The organism is Streptomyces sp. UNOC14_S4 (assembly GCF_020740835.1).
Taxonomy (GTDB): Bacteria; Actinomycetota; Actinomycetes; order Streptomycetales; family Streptomycetaceae; genus Streptomyces.
This window is the reverse complement of record NZ_JAINFC010000013.1, coordinates 1-16,011: the sequence shown is the minus strand read 5'-3', so window position 1 is coordinate 16,011 and position 16,011 is coordinate 1. Positions and strand designations below refer to the sequence as shown.

Here is a 16,011-nt window from a genome sequence, read left to right as displayed (position 1 = left end):
GAGCGTCTGCACTCTCCGCCCCTATGAGGAAGGCCAGCCCTTTCCAACGAACACCGGCGGCTGCATGTAGTCCACAAGATTCTGCCGCAAGGCACGTCGCCGCTCATGCAAGCCAGCCACCGCCATGCGGTAACCGGAATCCGTCATCTGCCAGCGGTGACTTGCGTTCAGAGCCAATAGGGCATCGGTCCGGCGAACCAACCTTATAAACTCCGGCATATCAACAGCCATCGACCGCCGCGCCGCCGCGCGCTTCAGCGTCATGTACATAAGAACCCCCTCGAAACAAAAGAGGGGCACGAGCAAATGCCCGCACCCCTGCATCTCCCACCGGATTTTCTCGCATTAGCTCAGTGTGTATGCACGACTCCGTAACGGGGTGAAGCCCCGCGTAGCCGGACGTATGCCATGCACTGTCCCCCACTGCACGAGAACTGGCCGATCTCCGCCCAGTTCTTCAGCTCCCCACGTTCCTTGAGCCGACCGACGTGTTTCCGGAGTTCCGCCGGGATCTCCGCTGCTGTCACGGTCGTCGGCACCGGGGCAGACACCTTGACATCTGCCAGTACAACCGAGGGCACCTCGCGCACCACGCGGCGCGGATTGCGCGGACCCGTCTTGAACGTCACCGGGGCCTCGACCGACGTCACACGCTCCCCGAGGACAGCAGGCGCATGCCTCCGGAGTTCGGCCGCACGGCGCGCCTTGCCCTCCCGGGCCAGACGCGCTCGCTTTTCCGCAACATTCTTTTCCGAAATCGCACGCAAAGCCTTACGCCCAGCGTGACGCTGTTCTCCCCGCACCTGAGCGATGGCAAGCTCTTGAGCCTTGGATAATGCCACTCTTACACCTCCCTGTACTGACTTTCCTTACGGAATCTGCGAACATCAGCACGCGCCATTTCTGCGGCGTTCTTGTCACCACGTGCGAGCGCATCCCGTTCACGGCCTATCGCGTCATTGAGACGTCGCTTCGCTTCTGCGCGGTGACATGCGGCATTCTTAACCCGCTCATTCTCGCGGGATATCTGCGTGACAACGGCCTGTGCGAGGGAACGAGCCGCCAAGTCTGCATGTTCCTCGCGCGTCATGGACCTCCGAGCCGTCATGCCAAAATGACCGTTGTAAATGATCTTTTCGGCATCCTTGTAGCGCGCCTTGTCCCCCGCACGCCGCTTACGTGCGCGTGCCTTGAGACGTGACGGCGTGGACTCGCTGTCGCTCTTGCGGAGACCTGCGGGAACGGAGGGTGTACCTGTGGACTCGCGAATGCCGTACTTGCTGGAGCGCGTAGTCACCAAGGGAATGAATACTTGCTCCGGCCCTCCCGCGTCGGCAGTATGGCGCGGACGGTGCGACGGCGGAGTCAACGGAGTTTTCAAGTGCGCATTCGCGCTTTCCTGCCGCTGTTGCTGCTTAAACGTCTCGCTATAGATCTCCGACGACTTAGGATCATCGGTAGAAAGACCCGCGAATAACGGCTTTCTCGACATCGTCGTACCCCCTTTCTGATCGTGGGTGCCGTTGGTATTTGGCGCCTATGGTCAATGTGAGAGACCTTACGGCGCGCGCCATGCTGTGAGAGCCTGGGAATCCAAGCAGTGCGTAGAAACCCATCGGTTTCCGCGCGCACTCCGGAGACTGCCGCTCAACGGCGCATGACGCGCGCCATAGGCAAAAGTTCGCCGATTCGTCATCCGTCCCGGCGGTTAGGTACAGTCTGCTTGCTAGACACACTGCGCCCCTTGAACTTGTCGCCTAGCTAATCCGTCGCCATCCTCTTCGTGGTGCGAGAACGGTTCTGATAACACCCATACGGGTTCAGTATCGGGCAAGAGGCAAAACGCGCTGGAGTTCCCTCCTTTACGCGCACCACCTAGCGACTGTCCCACGCGACTACAACACGCATGGACATACAGTGTTCGGTGTCCGCTTTCCCGCTTGACGTCACAGAACTAACGCCGCACGGATCAGCATTTTCTATTCGCGCATACCTCCATTGGTTTCCCCAGTTGCGTAACGCTTCACAGCGTTCGTACTTAAGGTGCGCGCGCCCCACATGTGAACGCTTCACAGCGTCACGGCAGAGCTTTGTAACCGGGGCGAGAACTCCCGGGCGGAAATCATGCGCCCTCGAATTGCAGCGCACTCCTTCCAGGTTCATGCGCTCACGGACGTGTTCCGAGGCGCTATCGCGAGTCGTCGTTGCCCGCGTGTCTCTCCTCTGTGCCGCACCACCCATTCCCGGTGAGCCTGCCGTGATGGCCAGTCCCGCCGTTCCCGGTCGGTGTGGTTCGACTCTAGCCTGTCTCACTCGTATTAGCAATACGAGTGAGTTTTCCGCTTCGGGAAGTTGATGGCTTGACTCCTTCGGGTGCTTCGCGCGCCCTACTTCGGTGCCTTGCCCTGCACTTCCCGTGCTTCCCGGTCGGTTGCTTGCGCTCCGTGCCGTTCGGCATGACCACAATCTAGGGCTATGACACCTGGATTGGCAATACGAGTGAACAAACTGGGCTGTGATCAGCGACGATGCCCAGCAGTAGGGGAGCGTCGACGGCTCCCCGGGCGCCCCCTGAGGCGACCACGAGCGCTCGCGTGATGTCTCGGGCACGAGTTGCTCCCCGGGGTCACAGCTAGGCAAAGGCTTGCCAGCGTCGGCCCGGTCGAGTGCTGCGGCAGTGTGGCCTGTGGGGGCGGTGAGGCGGTGCGCGTGGGCGCGCCCGTCACCCCGGTTCGCCAGCGAGCGCTATGGGCCCGTGTGCGCCCCCGTGAACCCCCTCCGGCCGTGGCGCCCAGCGATGCCCCGACGGTTGGGGGTTGGGTGGCTGTATGCCCCTACGTGGCCTGCCACTCATGGGGGTGTCGTGGTGACTGCGCGGCGCTGCGATGCGGGGGAGAGGTGATGCCCTGTCAGCTTCTGTCTGATGCTCTGTCAGGTTTTGCTGCCATTGCATGCTGTAGCCGTGTCGCTACAGCTCACCGTGATTGGTCTACCTCGGTACGTGCTTCAATGACTCCCCGCCGTGGCTACGCTGCGTGCCCTTGAAAGGTTTTTCGGGGGCAACGGGGGAGTGCCCACACCCCTACTCCCATATAGGCAGAGAGAGACACTGAGGCACCCCCGCGCCGTGCCTGCCCATGCTCCCTGTTACCTACGCTGCGTGTGTAGCAACTCCCCGTGGTGTCTGACGGTTCGTTAGTCAGGGTGTGGCCCCACGAGGTGCCCCGAAATCTGACGCAGTATCAGGAAGCTGCGAGCGACCTTTTGCACCTTTTGCCGCTCACCTTTCGCCTGTACTTTCCGTGACTTTTTCCGTGACGCCCTGCTGATTGACAATCAACAGTCTGTGCGACGCGCAGCGCTCACCCCTTGACAGCAGCGAGCTTTCTTCTCTCGCGTCGGCGGGAGCTTTGTCCAAACGCGTGTTTGGTATATGCGATACCTGGCACACGTGGCATTCGTGGACATTCTGAAATGCGTGCCAGCGGCGCGGCGGCGCGTGATGTGTGCCACTCTCCCGCGAGTTGTCACCCAAAGTGACACCCCCCACCCTTAAATGTGCGCTTGTGAAAGGCACCCCCTGGTGTCACTCTCGGCGCGGGGCCTGGCTGGCAGGGCAGTATCAGCCGGAATGGGCGATGTTACTCAACGCGACGTCCGCTAAGGGGGCTGATTGGGGGTCGATATGGCTCGGCGTGCGCGTTGGTTCATCATGTGATGAGCCATCAGTCTGATGGGGGATCAGATTCCGCCTCTGATGCTCAGGTTCTGCGGGCCACCGGAGTTGGGTGCGGTCCTCCTGAAGTGATGGCCAACATTGGCGACTTGTGGGCAAACTGGTGGCGAAAGTGTTCCACCCCGAGGAGGAGGGTCATGCTCGCAGTGTCGGAACGGGTGAGTGAATTCGGTGGGCCGGACAGGGTGATCTTGCACCTGCCTGCCGTGGACGACGAGTGTGACGAGTGTGTGGGCGACTGCGTTTTCCATGCCATCGCGTGCAGCAGCGAGTACGGCATCGTGCTGCCGTCGCCGATGTGCGATGTGCCGCTTGATCTGGACCACTCGCATGGGTGGTGTGTCGACTGTCTGGCGGTCATCGCTGCCGCAGCAGGCTCGTGATCAAGCGGTGAGTTCGTAGTCCTGCTGGTCGGGTGTGGGGTAGAGACGGGCAGCCTCGCGCATAGCCCCCCGCATCCCCCCAGCTCAGCAACTTCCCTTCAGCGGATCCGCACCCATCTCTTTTCCCACTGCTTTCAATGCTGCGGCCTCCGACCTGGCTGACCCGAGGCTGGCCAGCGCCGTCCTGGTGACGGTGGCGCTGGCACTGGATTACGCGCGGATCGCCACCGAGCAAGCCGGGTGCCAAGCCGCGGACGCCGCCTAGTGTCTCGTGATGCTGTTCATGTACTTCGGCTCGTACCCCCAAGAGCCGCCTGACCAGCGGTGTTGAGAGCCTGGGCGGTGACGCCGACAGCATCACGCGACACTAGGAAGTGCAGTGGGAGCGGGAGCGCCCCGAGGGAACAAGCCAGTCTCGGTGGCTGCGGAAGAAGCGGGCCGAGCGCGCCGAGCGTCGCGCGGAGCCGGGGAGCTGGTAGGCATCCGGAGATCCTCACGGCGTGTATTCCGCGTGCCATCGGGACAGACCCACTGCCGTGACTGCTGTCACCCAGCTCCGGAGATCCCCAAGGACTGAGGTTCCCGCTCGGAGAGCTGGAAGGGTTGTTGGGGATGGAGAGCCCCCAGGTTGCTGCCAGCACCTGGGGGCTTCGGGACGGCAGGGCAGAGGCCCCTGCTGCGGGTCAGCTTTTATTGAGACGGAATGGTTCAGCTACCTGCCGTACTGGGCATCTTCGCAGGTCAGCAGATTACCGGTTGGCAACCTCACAGTTCCGGCTCAATAAGAAGCCGCGCACCACCGTCCCTTGCAGGCATTGATCGTGAAGCCGGGGCCGAAGCCAACGACGGCGACACTGTCACCGTCGTTGGGCGGTTCGGTGTGTGTGCGGGACAAAACGTCGAGGACGGAGATCCCGCCCAAGTTGCCGAACTCCTCCAGGCTGGCGTAGGAGTGCCGGGCCGCCTTGTCGTCGAGGCCCAGGGCGTGGCTGACAGTCTCGATGATGCGGGGACCGCCGGTGTGCAGGACCGAAGCGTCGGGTTGCCAGTCGCCTACCCACTCTCGGAGAGCGGGGAGGCTGCGCTGCACGGAGGTGAGGGATCCCTCGTCCGAGTCGAAGAAGGGTCCGTGCAGATCGTTCTCCAGGTAGTAGTCGCGGGTGGAGCCAGGGAGGAGGTACTCCCAGGTGTCGTCGATGCGCAGGGATGGGCCGAGGGGCTGGCTGGTGACCAGGCAGGCTCCCGCGCTGTCGCCGAAGAGGCCGCTGAAGATGAGGGACTGGATTTCGGGGTTTTTGCGGCGGAAGGTTGTCGTGAGCGGCTCGCTGATGACGATGAGAATTTTGGCGTGAGGACGTGCTGCGAGGTGGTCGTGGGCTTGGATGAAGGTCTCGACGCCGCCTGCACAGGCGTAGGTGGTCAGGGGCACACGCCGTATGTCTGGGCGGAGCCCAAGCTCGTTGACGAGCGCGACGTCCAGGCCCGGGAGTATGCCTCCTGAGACCGAGTTTGAGGTGATGAGGGCGTCGATCTCGCGAGGGTTGAGGTCGTGTGCGGCAAGGGTCTGCCGGGCGGCGGTGACGCCCATGTCGACGGCGTCGGCGAGGGCCTGGGTGGTGCGCTCGGGGCCGGGGGCTGTGCCTGTGGTGTAGGGGGAGTCGAGCGGGTGGCTGAGTGGGCGCGACTGCACGGTGGTGTTGCTGAGGTGGCGCGGGATGCTTTTTATCCGGTCGTGCTCAGGGTGGTGGGCGCGTATGTCGTCGACGATGGCGTCTGTGGTGACGCGGTGCGGGGCTAGGGCGATGGTGGGGCGGGATATGTATGTGGGAGTCATTGACGTTCCGTGGGTGCGTGGTGATTAAAGGTAAAGGCGAGGTCAATTTATGTCAGGTTGCTCGATTTTGGCAGTGGCGGCTGTGTGGGGTTGAGCTCGCAGCATGGGCCGCTGGTCCCGAGGCGGGTGTTTGTGCACTCGGAGGAACATGGCACGAGCGCCGGGGGACTCGGTGATCTCTGAGGCGAGCAGCGTGACCCAGACGTCTCCGAGTTGGTGGTGGTGCAGGGGCCGATGGTCTCCGTTGGTGGAGGTGTAGGCGTGGGGGAGGGCGGCGTGGATGGGGCCGATGACGGGGTCTGCGCGCACTTCACGTTCGATCTGGAGGAGTGTCTCGTCTCTTGTGGTGCCTTCTACGGCCATGCGTAGCTCGGTGAGCACCGGGGGAGCCCAGTACTCTTTCCAACCGATGAGCACCCTCTGTGCCTCTTCCTCCAGGAGTATCCACCTCATGTGATTGGCCGGGGGCTTCCCGCCCGGGTGTACGGCGGCCCAGGCGTCGTTGTAGGTCAAGACGTTCCAGGACTGGTCGTGGACCCAGGCTGGGTAGGGGACGCTGGCGATGAGGTCCGCCCAGTCCGCGGGTACTTCTCGCCCCGAATTGGGGCGTATAGGGAAGGGGGGGTGGCGGTCTGCGGCGTAGCGGCACAGGGCGGCCCATTCGACCTCGGTGAGGCGTAGGAGGCGGGCGACGCCTGCCAGCAGGTCGATTGACGGGTTGGGCATGCGGCCGTTTTCTAGGCGGTGGTAGGTGCCTTTGGAGTGGTACAGCAGCTGGTCGATCTCGGCCTGTGTGATCCCCTGGGCGCGGCGGCCTTGGACGGGCGTGCGCTCTAGGCCGAGGTTGTCAGGGCTGATGCGTGAGCGCCGCTCGCGGAGGAGGTCTCCCAGCAGTTTTCTCTTGTCCATTGAAGCATCCCCTCTCATAGCAGACGGGCTCCATTTTGGGAAGTCGTCGCGGTCGAACAATTTTGCATTCAAAAATCGAGTGGTGCTGCCAAGTAGTTGACTGTCACTCCATGTAGCCGTCAACTCCTTTTGAGTGTCCGGGGGTGGATGTTGTGTCCGGAGGGGTGAACTCTGAGGTCGGTACATGGGGCGTATTGATGGACATTTCTTCTCTTGTTTCTCGCTGTGACCTACGCCAGAGGGGTGCGCCCGTCGGGGGTGTTGACTCTCCGTTAAGCAGACACTCCGGACGGTTTGCCTTAGGCTGCGATCTCGCGGGTCGGGGGACGTATGGATACCCGCTAGTCCAGTCGTTTTTATGCGAAGGTTCGATGCTGTGGCCTGGAGGGGTTGCTCCGCTCCAGGGTTGTAGAGGGGATTACGCGATGTGGTGTCTGCCGGGAGCCGATGGGGGAACTGCCGCGGGGGCGTGGTACGGCGCGGCCGAGTTGCATGCGGTGCAGGGCGGGCCGGGGGGCGAGTGCGGAAGGTGTGTAGAGCTGAGCGCAGAGTCGGCGGCGGCCAAGCTCCTCTTTGTGTTCGGTGAGCTGACTGGGGTGCCCTTCGTGGTCAACCGCAATACAGGCGAGGTGCGCTACATCGTTCCCGTCGACTGGGAACGACGCCTGCTCGGCCGCATGTCCGGAGGTGGCCACGGTCGCCTCCAGGAGGCTGCGTAGCTGGCGCCGATGTCGGTGGGGCTCTGGCTGGGGATTGCGAGCGGCTGGGTAGCAACTGATGAGCAACTGTTAAAGTCGCTTATATGACCCGCGAGGGGATGGCTACAGGCATGCCTGTAGCCAGCTGTGAGGTGTGTTGGCGACTGCTAGGAGACCGGTGATGAGTGCGACCTGTAGGTACGAACTGCCTGATGGAAGGCTATGCGGTGCGCAGGTAAAGGGTCGCCCGTTCACCGTGTGCATCAACGGCAGGGACCATGCAAGGCTGCTGTGCGGGAGGCACGTGCTCGCCTTCGAGCGCGACCTGGAGAAGCTCTTGGGGCATTCCTACCGACCTGAGAAGGTCACCAAGGGCATCCTCTGGCGTGACAGCACGGGTGTGTTGGCGACGGGAACCGACATCGCCGATTGGCTTGTGAGGCTCTGGGGAAACAATCCGGCCGCCTTCGAGCCGGGCGAGGGGGCGGCCGTGAAGGTGCTCGTCGAAGCCAGGGAGAATGACGATCGTCCCTTGCATCGCAGGGGGCGCACGTCGAACGACTGCATTGAGGCGTGGCGCAGACTGCGCCCTCTCTTGGAAGACCGGGATGAGAGCTGGGGTCGCCATGAGGGCGGTGCGGACGACATGAAGGCTGTTCTGGGCGTCCTCCGTGACGAACTCAACTGTGCTCCGGAGCGGTTCACGGCCCCGGAGGCAGTGATGATCATGACGCTGCCCGAGGGGGAGTCGCTTCCGCCGGAGGCGTTGGTGCTCTACGGCAAGGTGTTGGCGAGGCGTCAGGTGTCGCAGGCGCGCTGAAGCGGCTGTGCAAGGGGGCCTGTCCTGCGGGGCGGGCCCCCTTCGTCATGTCCTGAACCTTAAAGAGAATCTGTTTATGAACTGCTCTTGGGACTGCTGATGAACTGTTGTTATGGTGTTGCTCCCGGGGTGATCACGTACCAGCCCCGGATCTCTAGGGCGATGGTGAAGAGGCCGGTCAGCCCTGGTCAGGGGAGAGGAGCATGATGAGCACGGTTGCGCACCTAGACGCGGAGAAGGCCAAGGACGAGTGGCTTGAGTCCCTCACCGGACGCACGCGGGATGAGTACGGCCGGGATGTGCGCCGGTACTTCGAGCACTGCGGCCGTCGTGAGGTCAACCCACTGGACGCCCGGCAGGTGGAGGTGGACTCCTTCCGGACCCTGCTCCGAGAGAACGGAATCGGCGCCAGCGCCTGGAACCGCGCCCGCGCCGCTGTGAAGAGCTTCTACATCTACGCAGTTCGGGAAACTCGCTGCGAGCGCAACCCCGTTGAGGCCACCCAACGCGCAAGGCTTTCCAAGAAGAAGCAGCTCGGCTTCACGAAGGAGGAGGCCGAGCAGCTGCTGGCTGAGGCGTACCGCTGGGGTAACGATCAGCTGTACGTGCTCGTGCTCACCATCCTGGAAACCGGCCAGCGCATCAGTGAAATCGTGGGCGCGGACATCCATGACCTCACCTACGAGCATGGGTACCCGGTGCTGCGCACGACGGTCAAGGGTGAGGAGACCCAGGAAATCACGCCGTTGAACAGCCGGGTGCACATGGCCCTGCTGGCCATGGTCGGAGACAGGACCTCCGGCCCGCTGTTCACTACGCGCACAGGGAAGAGACTCACCCGGCAGGGTGCCTACGACTCGCTCGTGAGGCTGGCCCGTCGAGTCCTCAGGTTTCGCGCCAACTTCCGTAAGGGGCGGCGTACGTTCATCACGCTCGCCCGTGACCTGGGCATCCCGATGGCCTACATCCAGGAGGCGGTTCACCACAAGGACCCCCGGACCACCCAGGGTTATGACGATGGTCGCCGGGCCTTGGGCACGTCGCCGACCTATGCCCTGGAGAAGCATCTGATGCACCCGGACGACACGGCGGAGGCGCCGTTCCCTGCCCGGCCTGCGCGCTCCTTTGTTCGCGACACCGACGAAGTGATCACCATCCGCAAGGACGACCTGGTCAAGCTCATCACGGAGGAAGTCGCCCGCATGATGCAGAAGCAACCCACGGCCCACGTGCAGGAGTTGGCCGCATGACCTACTCGCAAGCCGACGTGGAGTACGTCGCCATGGCCATCGCCGAGGTCGACGGCGTAGGCCACCTGCTGGAGCACGACTGCACGAGCGGCTACAAGCTTCGGCTGGTGTATCAGCTCAAAGCCAAGCTCGTCCTGGACGAGATCTATCCGAAGCTGCACGGCAAGGTGATGAAGGGGCCGAACTACCGGGAGGCGGGCATCTCTGGAGCGACGTCCGGGAAGATGGCTGCCTGAGAGGCTGTGATGCGAGCTTGAGGAACGTGATGGGGGCGGTAATGCAGTCGGAGATTGAGATTCGCAAGACGGAGACGTGGGGCACGTGGACCGTCGTGATCGAGGGGAAGGAAGTTGGGGCCGTCCGTCTCAACGTCCCACTCGGTAAGTTCGAGGTCACCATAGATACTGCCATGGGGTACGGAAAGGTCGTCCAGAAGGCAGTTGACGAAGTTGAGCGCCTGGGCACCGTGGAACAGATCGAAGCTGCCGTCAGACGTGGATACGCCGAGCACTTGAAGGTGCTGGACCGCCTGAAGGTCGTCGAGCGTGAGAGCCGTCCACGCTTCGTGAGTACTCCCATGGGGGGTCAGCCGAAGTAGCCTGCAAGGCGGTGTCCAAGAAGCAGAAGGGCCTTCCCAAGGTCGAAGGGAAGGCCCTTCTTGCTCGTGCTCTTAACGTCCCACAGCTGCTCTAGCAGACGATGAATGAAGTCGACCAGCAGGAGCAGCCCCATGGCCAAGAAGTATCCCAAGCCCCGTCCGATCCCGCAGCCGCATCTTCAGTCGGGGAAGTACTCGAAGCGTCAGCTTGACCGCCTCCAGTACCAGGTGCGCAAAAACGCCAGCCCGAAGGCACAGCAGCGCCTGGCCGCCTTCGGCGGCGGCGACTTGGACGCGCTGGTCCCGTTCGATACATACCCGGATCACACCATCAGCAAGAACAAGGCCCGGCCGCGAACGGTTGCAGCGGGATATGACTACAGCACTCATACCCTGCGCCTGATGTTCCGGAAGGGCGAGCACACCCGTGGCGACCGCGGTGGTGCTGTTTATGAGTACTACCGCGTCCCAGTCAATGCCTGGCGGCATGTCCAGAAGGCCCGCAGCGAAGGACGTTACATCAACTCAACTCTGAAGAACTATCCCTACCGGCGCATCGCCTAACAGTCTTCTTGTGCACCTGCGTAGGTTCGCGGGCATGAGGAGACTTTTTGTACGCAGGACCTGGGTCAACAGCGGTCAGCGCATGGTCTTCCGGACCTGGACCCAGGAAATGTCGGAGCCATACCGGCGCTGCGAGAAGACCACCGTCGTCCGGGTCGGTGGGCGTCACGCCATAGCCTTCGGCGTGTGGGGCCCACCGCTGGCAGGCGAGGACGCGGCGATGGCTGCCGTGTTCCGCGCGATCGACCTGCGCCCCCGAGCCCTCTAATGGCTGAGCGTGAGGCGGTGCGGGACCTCGTCGCCCGCCAGGCCGCCGACGTCGACGAGGAGATGGAGCTGCTGGAGATGCTGGGGCTGATGAGCGAATGCGAGTGATGAAGCAGTTGTCGGAGTTGCTGCCTGGCCATCACTTCCGGGACCGTGTGCGCCGACGTATGGACAGGTCAGGCCGAGGCCAGGTTCTGAACTGGGCTGACTCAGAGGTCACCAAACTGGACCGGGTGCTTCGTGAGTTGCGAGGAGGCCCTTCCGCGAAGGCTGTCGAGCAGGGGACGCAAGCGCTGGTGGTCCTCGCTGGAGCTCTTGAGAGGCTTAATCGCAGAGAGTAGATCGGTCAATTGTTCGGCGCGTTCGCCTCATTGAGTGATCTGCCTAGGACGGGGCTGTGGTGATACGCGAGCGCACTAGGATTTCGCGAGGACGCAGGGGGAGCGGACGGCTGCCTAAGAAGCAACCGCGGCCGGACCGCCGTCCTGGCAGTACCTGCCTGCTCACTTGATACTCCACCTATGGAAAACGGTTTTTGGACTGCGCTCGGTGCGCTCGCCTGCACCCTCGTCCATGAAGGCTTCAAGACATGGCGCGCAGTTATCCGCCTAGGAGCCCAGCAGGTTTTGGCGGACAGGCGTGAGGAGGTCGACGACTCGTGACCAGTTCTTCGTTGCCCTGGCGAACTCAGACACCGCTCCGCCGCCATGGCGTTCCCGGCAGATCGCTGGTGTTGATGCCCCGGTACAGGCAGCGGTAGATCGCCTCCTGGTAGAGCCGTGTGTGCCACTGCGGAAACGGAAGCGCGGACATGACGGCCCGACCTATCGTGCTGTACATCCAGTAGACGGGCTGGGACATGGTGCGCACCGCGTACTCCAGGCCAGAGCGGGACTCCTTCATCTGGTTGTGCAGCTCCACCTTGTTCCAAGCCTGCATCAGCCTGGTGAATGTACGTACCGCTGCGCCGATGTACAGGGGCAGCGACACCAGCATCACGGTGTAGATGACGGCGACCAGGGCATGGTGCACGGTCAGGTCCGGCTCGACCCAGTTGTAGTGCTCATCGTAGTCGCCGGACGGCTTGGCGAGCATCGTGATGAACAGGGCTACGAAGCCACCGAAGCTCCCTAATGCCGAGGCAACAGTCAGGAAACGGTGGCCCTTGGTGTACAAGCTGCACTGGTTGGCGTAGCCCCGGCATCTCGTCACCTTCTGCTGCACCCAGGCGTCACCGTGCTCGTCGCGGTCCCGCCACTCGTCCACCAGCTCGGCGCCCCACCGGACCCCGGCTGACCCCCATCCGGCCGCGCTGAAGAAGTCCACGACATCCTCCCCACCCTCGATGACCTGGCCGGGCTCACCCTACTGACCAGTGATCGACTCGCCCAGACCTGGATGTGACGGCATGAGACTTGGGCGATAACAGGTTATCTGGCGCGAAATTTAGCCTCGAACCATTCCTGAGAGGTTCGAGGTGAAAAGCCATGCCCGAGGTCATCGAGCAGCCTGCCGTCGATGACGATGTCGTCGCCCAGTACGTTCAGGAGGAGTTCAGTCAGAATACGGTCGATCAGATCCTCGACAAGATGCTTTTGGTTGTCGATGAACTTTCTGGGCATCCCTTGCGCCCGTATCAGACGCCCATGGCGCGGCGCATCCTGGAGTCGCTCATCATCGGTGACGCCAAGACCATCACAGCGTGCTGGGCACGCCAATCCGGGAAGACGGAGGTGTTGGTCAATACGATCAGCGCTGCGATGATCATGTTTCCCCGGCTTGCCCCTATATTCCCGAACCTCATGGGCAGATTCCGTGAGGGTGTGTGGGTCGGGGCTTTCGCGCCAGTAGAAGACATGGCCTCGAACCTCTTCGGCCGCTTCGTCTCCCGGCTCACCTCTGAACGCGCGCAAGAACTTCTCCAGGACCCGGAGATCGACGACAAGGTCTCGGCCCGTACGCAGGAGCTGAAGCTTGCTAAGTGCGGCTCCCTGGTGCGCAAGCAGACGTGTCACCCCCGTGCCCAGATCGAAGGTCGTACCTACCACGTGGTCCTGGTCGACGAGGCCCAGGTCGCCGACGAGCGGGTGATCAACAAGTCGATCTCGCCAATGCTGGCCTCGACCCGCGGGACCATGATCCTCACGGGCACCCCTCATTATGTCAAGGGCGCATTTTATAAGGTCATTCAGCAGAACAAACGTCAGCAGACCAAGCGCAGCGCGCGTCAGAATCACTTTGAGGCCACGTGGCGAGAGGTCGCTAGAGCCCATCCGGACTACGGGATCTATGTTGAGGCTGAGAAGCTCAAAATCGGTGAGGATTCCGATGAGTTCAAGCTGAGCTACCGGCTTATCTGGATGCTCGACAAGGGCATGCTGACCACGAGTGAGAAGTTTGAGCGGCTCTGTGACAACTCGATGCAGACGGTTAAGGCGTACAACCTCAAGCCTGTACTCGTCGGCATCGACCCCGCGCGCAAGCAGGACAGCACGATCGTGACGGTGACGTTCGTTGACTGGGACCACCCCGACGAGTACGGCACCTATGAGCACCGGATCTTGAACTGGCTCGACCTGTCTGGCCTGGAATGGGAGGAGCAGTACTACCGCATCGTGGATTTCCTGTCCGCCTACACGATATGGGCCATCGCCATCGATGTCGGTGGAGTCGGTGACGTCGTTGCCAGCCGTCTCAAGGTCCTGCTGCCTGACATTGAGATCATTGAGTGCAAGTCGGACCGCGGCTCCCAGTCTCAGCGCTGGAAGCATTTGATGGAGCTGATGAGGCAGGGGAAGATCGGCTGGCCTGGGCACTCCAAGGCACGCAGGCTTAAGGTCTGGAAGCGCTTCCAGCAGCAGATGGAGGACGCGGAGCTCCGCTTCGAGGGCCCGAACATCGTTGTCGCGGCTCCTGACGAGGTGGGGGCACATGACGACTACGTGGATTCACTGGCCCTGTCTACCTGGGCGTCGGCCGAGCTGTCCATGCCGGAAGTCCAGACTGCTACGAATCCGTTCTACGGGTGGCATGCCGCGTAATCGACCGTACGTTCAGATATGTGGTCCGGAGGCAGCGTGACCCAGCTATAACCACCCGATGATGTGATGACACTGGCCGATCGTTAGACCTACGATGCGCTGCGTGATTAGCCCCACGGACCGGCTCATGGCCGACGCGCCAGCTACTCCCGGATGGCTTGCCTGGGTAACGGCCCTGGGCTCGCTGGCGACTTTAGCGACCTTCGTCTGGAGCCGCGTTGCAGAACGACGTAAGTTCGCGAACTTGGTGTGCGCCATGACAGGCAGCCATGTCGAGGATTGCCGTGCAGTGGCCAGCTCTCCTGAGCGGGATTGGGCTGGCCACCATTTTCACTCCATCGTTGTAGAGAACGGGTCGGACCTGCCAGTACGCGATGTAAGTGTGTGGTTCAGTGCCCCCGGCGCGGTCGATGTGCTCCCCGGTGGCAAGGCCGACGCGGCAGGATTTGCCGTCGGGGCAGTTCCTCCAAGAGGTAAGCGAGAAGTGGAGATCGGGCATGTCGGCCAGCTGGACCCTCAGTTCCCCGTTCTCATCGAGGTCTATTTCACGGATGTCCGAGGGAAAGTATGGCGGCGAGACGAGAAGGGAAAACTCCACCGTCACCGTGACTGGCCACGTCTCTGGGAGCGCAAGGAATACCGATCGGTCAACGAAGACCCCGATACCGTTCCTGAGCCGCCTCCCCAGATAATTCCTGATGACGCATGAACCATCAGGAGGACGCATGGCCACGCCACCCGATCCGACGGAAGACCTCAAGAAGCAGATAGCTCAGCTGACAGCCGACAATGGCCGTCTCTCGGCAGAGAACACCCGGCTGACACAGGTCAATACCGCCCTGTCGGCTGAGCTGGACAACGCCCGGCTTGGGCTGCGGCCAAACCACTTCTACCCGCTCGGCCCCTCGGACGACCCGTTCCTCACCGAGGGGTACACCATCCAGCAGCCCCGTACGGGCAAGCCAATGGGCCCCACTGCGCTGACGGTGGCGTACAAGGTGGACGGCGGCGTCCCTCAGTTCACCCTCTCCTGGAAGACCCCCGAGGCCGGAGCCCCGGCCCTGTATCGCATCGACCTGCGTGAAGGCGAGATTGAAGGGCCCCAGCACTACCGGTACGTCGAAGTCGACGGCCAACTCGCTTCCTACACCTGGGCATTCAAGAACAGCGCTGTGCGCTCCACGTCCTACCTTTTCGGCATGGTGGCCGTAGGTGCAGACGGTCGGCGGTCGGCGCCCCTGGCGGTCCGCGCGGTCGTTCAGTGACGTGCCGATGTGATCCTTGGTGGATACCTGGCTGGACGTCCCAGAACCCGGTCAGGCCGCCGTGCTGTGACGATGTCCCTCAGCCGCCGCCGTTCCCCGAGCACATTGAGCAGGTGAAGATCCAGGCGCGGTTCCTGTGGGGGACAGCAGCCGACACCTACCGCGCCAGTCTCCTCGTGCGCGCAAACTCCCCGATGGCCGACACCAAGACCGGGCTTGTCGTGCTGCCGCAGACGGCTCGCATCCCCATCCGGGACGGGACGCTCGACTTCACCCTGCCCGCCTCCGACGGGCCGACGCTCGCCGAGCCTTTCGTCTACTCCGTGTGGGAGGTCATGCCCGGCGGCAGGCAGTACACCATCAGCGTGCCCTCCGGCCGCGGGGGAGCAGTGCAGAGCCTGCGCTCTCTCAGGAGCAGCGAGCCCTACCAGCCGATCCCGGTACCACGGCTGAACAGCTCGAACTGGAACTGGAGCTACAAGTAGCCTTCGCAGCTCTCTGCCCGCCGTACGATCAGTGCATGTTGCGTCCTGAAAGCTGGTCCAGGCTTACGGGTGGGAGTCCCGTGCGGGTAGACACCGGAGTGCCCGGTAGCAGGTCCCGGTTCGTCGTGGAGACGCGGCGGGCTGAGCGGGATGTCAAGAGC

At 62.7% G+C, this 16,011-nt stretch carries 19 protein-coding genes; 11 read left to right on the top strand and 8 right to left on the bottom strand.

Translation table 11 applies throughout. The annotated features are described in order from the left end of the window. Window positions 1-21 precede the first annotated feature (21 nt). The 3 genes from K6I34_RS02450 to K6I34_RS02440 all read right to left on the bottom strand — a co-directional run bounded on the left by K6I34_RS02450 (window position 22) and on the right by K6I34_RS02440 (window position 1,492). The gene (locus K6I34_RS02450; RefSeq protein ID WP_229322324.1) at window positions 22-270 is read right to left on the bottom strand and encodes a hypothetical protein; all 249 of its coding nucleotides are present in this window, start codon (window positions 268-270) and stop codon (window positions 22-24) included. 80 nt (window positions 271-350) lie between these two features. Beyond that, on the bottom strand, window positions 351-842 hold the full coding sequence (locus tag K6I34_RS02445) for a hypothetical protein (protein ID WP_229322323.1): 492 nt from the start codon (window positions 840-842) through the stop codon (window positions 351-353). A gap of 2 nt (window positions 843-844) precedes the next feature. After that, window positions 845-1,492 carry a hypothetical protein gene (locus K6I34_RS02440; RefSeq protein ID WP_229322322.1) on the bottom strand — a complete coding sequence of 216 codons (648 nt, stop codon included), beginning with the start codon at window positions 1,490-1,492 and terminating at the stop codon, window positions 845-847. Window positions 1,493-3,873: 2,381 nt separating this feature from the next. On the opposite strand from K6I34_RS02440, the gene K6I34_RS02435 reads away from it, so the two are divergent. Beyond that, window positions 3,874-4,119: a hypothetical protein gene (locus tag K6I34_RS02435; RefSeq protein WP_229322321.1), complete on the top strand. Its 246-nt coding sequence runs from the start codon at window positions 3,874-3,876 to the stop codon at window positions 4,117-4,119. A gap of 778 nt (window positions 4,120-4,897) precedes the next feature. On the opposite strand, the gene K6I34_RS02430 is transcribed toward K6I34_RS02435, so the two are convergent. Both K6I34_RS02430 and K6I34_RS02425 read right to left on the bottom strand, forming a co-directional pair. Continuing rightward, window positions 4,898-5,953, bottom strand: a complete 1,056-nt coding sequence (locus tag K6I34_RS02430; protein ID WP_229322320.1) for a 3-oxoacyl-[acyl-carrier-protein] synthase III C-terminal domain-containing protein — start codon at window positions 5,951-5,953, stop codon at window positions 4,898-4,900. A gap of 42 nt (window positions 5,954-5,995) precedes the next feature. Next, entirely contained in the window at window positions 5,996-6,862 is an 867-nt protein-coding gene (locus tag K6I34_RS02425) for a helix-turn-helix domain-containing protein (protein WP_229322319.1), read from the bottom strand. A gap of 575 nt (window positions 6,863-7,437) precedes the next feature. Between K6I34_RS02425 and K6I34_RS02420 the strand changes: the two genes are divergently transcribed. From K6I34_RS02420 to K6I34_RS02400, 5 genes are all read left to right on the top strand, one after another. Then, on the top strand, window positions 7,438-7,581 hold the full coding sequence (locus K6I34_RS02420) for a hypothetical protein (RefSeq protein ID WP_229322318.1): 144 nt from the start codon (window positions 7,438-7,440) through the stop codon (window positions 7,579-7,581). A gap of 283 nt (window positions 7,582-7,864) precedes the next feature. Next, window positions 7,865-8,380, top strand: a complete 516-nt coding sequence (locus tag K6I34_RS02415) for a hypothetical protein (protein WP_229322317.1) — start codon at window positions 7,865-7,867, stop codon at window positions 8,378-8,380. 203 nt (window positions 8,381-8,583) lie between these two features. Then, window positions 8,584-9,630: a tyrosine-type recombinase/integrase gene (locus K6I34_RS02410; protein WP_229322316.1), complete on the top strand. Its 1,047-nt coding sequence runs from the start codon at window positions 8,584-8,586 to the stop codon at window positions 9,628-9,630. Beyond that, window positions 9,627-9,866 (top strand): hypothetical protein, encoded by a 240-nt coding sequence (locus K6I34_RS02405; protein ID WP_229322315.1) that lies wholly within the window; start codon window positions 9,627-9,629, stop codon window positions 9,864-9,866. The genes K6I34_RS02410 and K6I34_RS02405 overlap by 4 nt, the downstream gene beginning before the upstream one ends. A 17-nt stretch (window positions 9,867-9,883) precedes the next feature. Then, window positions 9,884-10,228 carry a hypothetical protein gene (locus K6I34_RS02400; protein WP_229322314.1) on the top strand — a complete coding sequence of 115 codons (345 nt, stop codon included), beginning with the start codon at window positions 9,884-9,886 and terminating at the stop codon, window positions 10,226-10,228. Here K6I34_RS02400 and K6I34_RS02395 read toward each other — a convergent pair. Further along, complete coding sequence (locus tag K6I34_RS02395; RefSeq protein WP_229322313.1) at window positions 10,216-10,362, bottom strand: hypothetical protein; 147 nt, start codon at window positions 10,360-10,362, stop codon at window positions 10,216-10,218. The genes K6I34_RS02400 and K6I34_RS02395 overlap by 13 nt on opposite strands. Here K6I34_RS02395 and K6I34_RS02390 point away from each other — a divergent pair. Both K6I34_RS02390 and K6I34_RS02385 read left to right on the top strand, forming a co-directional pair. Then, window positions 10,361-10,792 carry a KTSC domain-containing protein gene (locus K6I34_RS02390; protein ID WP_229322312.1) on the top strand — a complete coding sequence of 144 codons (432 nt, stop codon included), beginning with the start codon at window positions 10,361-10,363 and terminating at the stop codon, window positions 10,790-10,792. The two genes, K6I34_RS02395 and K6I34_RS02390, sit on opposite strands and share 2 nt — an antisense overlap. A gap of 34 nt (window positions 10,793-10,826) precedes the next feature. Next, the gene (locus K6I34_RS02385) at window positions 10,827-11,060 is read left to right on the top strand and encodes a hypothetical protein (RefSeq protein ID WP_229322311.1); all 234 of its coding nucleotides are present in this window, start codon (window positions 10,827-10,829) and stop codon (window positions 11,058-11,060) included. A 686-nt stretch (window positions 11,061-11,746) separates the two neighbouring features. On the opposite strand, the gene K6I34_RS02380 is transcribed toward K6I34_RS02385, so the two are convergent. Beyond that, complete coding sequence (locus K6I34_RS02380) at window positions 11,747-12,385, bottom strand: hypothetical protein (protein WP_229322310.1); 639 nt, start codon at window positions 12,383-12,385, stop codon at window positions 11,747-11,749. A 161-nt stretch (window positions 12,386-12,546) separates the two neighbouring features. Here K6I34_RS02380 and K6I34_RS02375 point away from each other — a divergent pair, with 161 nt between their 5' ends. Beyond that, on the top strand, window positions 12,547-14,100 hold the full coding sequence (locus K6I34_RS02375) for a hypothetical protein (protein ID WP_229322309.1): 1,554 nt from the start codon (window positions 12,547-12,549) through the stop codon (window positions 14,098-14,100). A 193-nt stretch (window positions 14,101-14,293) separates the two neighbouring features. Here the strand turns inward: K6I34_RS02375 and K6I34_RS02370 are convergent, their stop codons facing one another. Beyond that, window positions 14,294-14,827, bottom strand: coding sequence for a hypothetical protein (locus K6I34_RS02370; protein ID WP_229322308.1), 534 nt, complete (start codon window positions 14,825-14,827; stop codon window positions 14,294-14,296). On the opposite strand from K6I34_RS02370, the gene K6I34_RS02365 reads away from it, so the two are divergent. Together K6I34_RS02365 and K6I34_RS02360 are read left to right on the top strand one after the other, a co-directional pair. Next, window positions 14,826-15,365, top strand: coding sequence for a hypothetical protein (locus tag K6I34_RS02365; protein ID WP_229322307.1), 540 nt, complete (start codon window positions 14,826-14,828; stop codon window positions 15,363-15,365). The genes K6I34_RS02370 and K6I34_RS02365 overlap by 2 nt on opposite strands. A 113-nt stretch (window positions 15,366-15,478) precedes the next feature. Continuing rightward, window positions 15,479-15,850: a hypothetical protein gene (locus K6I34_RS02360; protein WP_229322306.1), complete on the top strand. Its 372-nt coding sequence runs from the start codon at window positions 15,479-15,481 to the stop codon at window positions 15,848-15,850. The last annotated feature ends 161 nt before the right edge of the window (window positions 15,851-16,011 follow it).

Coding starts and splice junctions, on each gene's coding strand:
- K6I34_RS02425 (WP_229322319.1), bottom strand. CDS start 6,862: ATGGACAAGAGAAAACTGCTGGGAGACCTCCTCCGCGAGCGGCGCTCA.
- K6I34_RS02435 (WP_229322321.1), top strand. CDS start 3,874: ATGCTCGCAGTGTCGGAACGGGTGAGTGAATTCGGTGGGCCGGACAGG.
- K6I34_RS02375 (WP_229322309.1), top strand. CDS start 12,547: ATGCCCGAGGTCATCGAGCAGCCTGCCGTCGATGACGATGTCGTCGCC.
- K6I34_RS02450 (WP_229322324.1), bottom strand. CDS start 270: ATGTACATGACGCTGAAGCGCGCGGCGGCGCGGCGGTCGATGGCTGTT.
- K6I34_RS02410 (WP_229322316.1), top strand. CDS start 8,584: ATGATGAGCACGGTTGCGCACCTAGACGCGGAGAAGGCCAAGGACGAG.
- K6I34_RS02405 (WP_229322315.1), top strand. CDS start 9,627: ATGACCTACTCGCAAGCCGACGTGGAGTACGTCGCCATGGCCATCGCC.
- K6I34_RS02430 (WP_229322320.1), bottom strand. CDS start 5,953: ATGACTCCCACATACATATCCCGCCCCACCATCGCCCTAGCCCCGCAC.
- K6I34_RS02390 (WP_229322312.1), top strand. CDS start 10,361: ATGGCCAAGAAGTATCCCAAGCCCCGTCCGATCCCGCAGCCGCATCTT.
- K6I34_RS02370 (WP_229322308.1), bottom strand. CDS start 14,827: ATGCGTCCTCCTGATGGTTCATGCGTCATCAGGAATTATCTGGGGAGG.
- K6I34_RS02440 (WP_229322322.1), bottom strand. CDS start 1,492: ATGTCGAGAAAGCCGTTATTCGCGGGTCTTTCTACCGATGATCCTAAG.
- K6I34_RS02365 (WP_229322307.1), top strand. CDS start 14,826: ATGGCCACGCCACCCGATCCGACGGAAGACCTCAAGAAGCAGATAGCT.
- K6I34_RS02385 (WP_229322311.1), top strand. CDS start 10,827: ATGAGGAGACTTTTTGTACGCAGGACCTGGGTCAACAGCGGTCAGCGC.
- K6I34_RS02395 (WP_229322313.1), bottom strand. CDS start 10,362: ATGGGGCTGCTCCTGCTGGTCGACTTCATTCATCGTCTGCTAGAGCAG.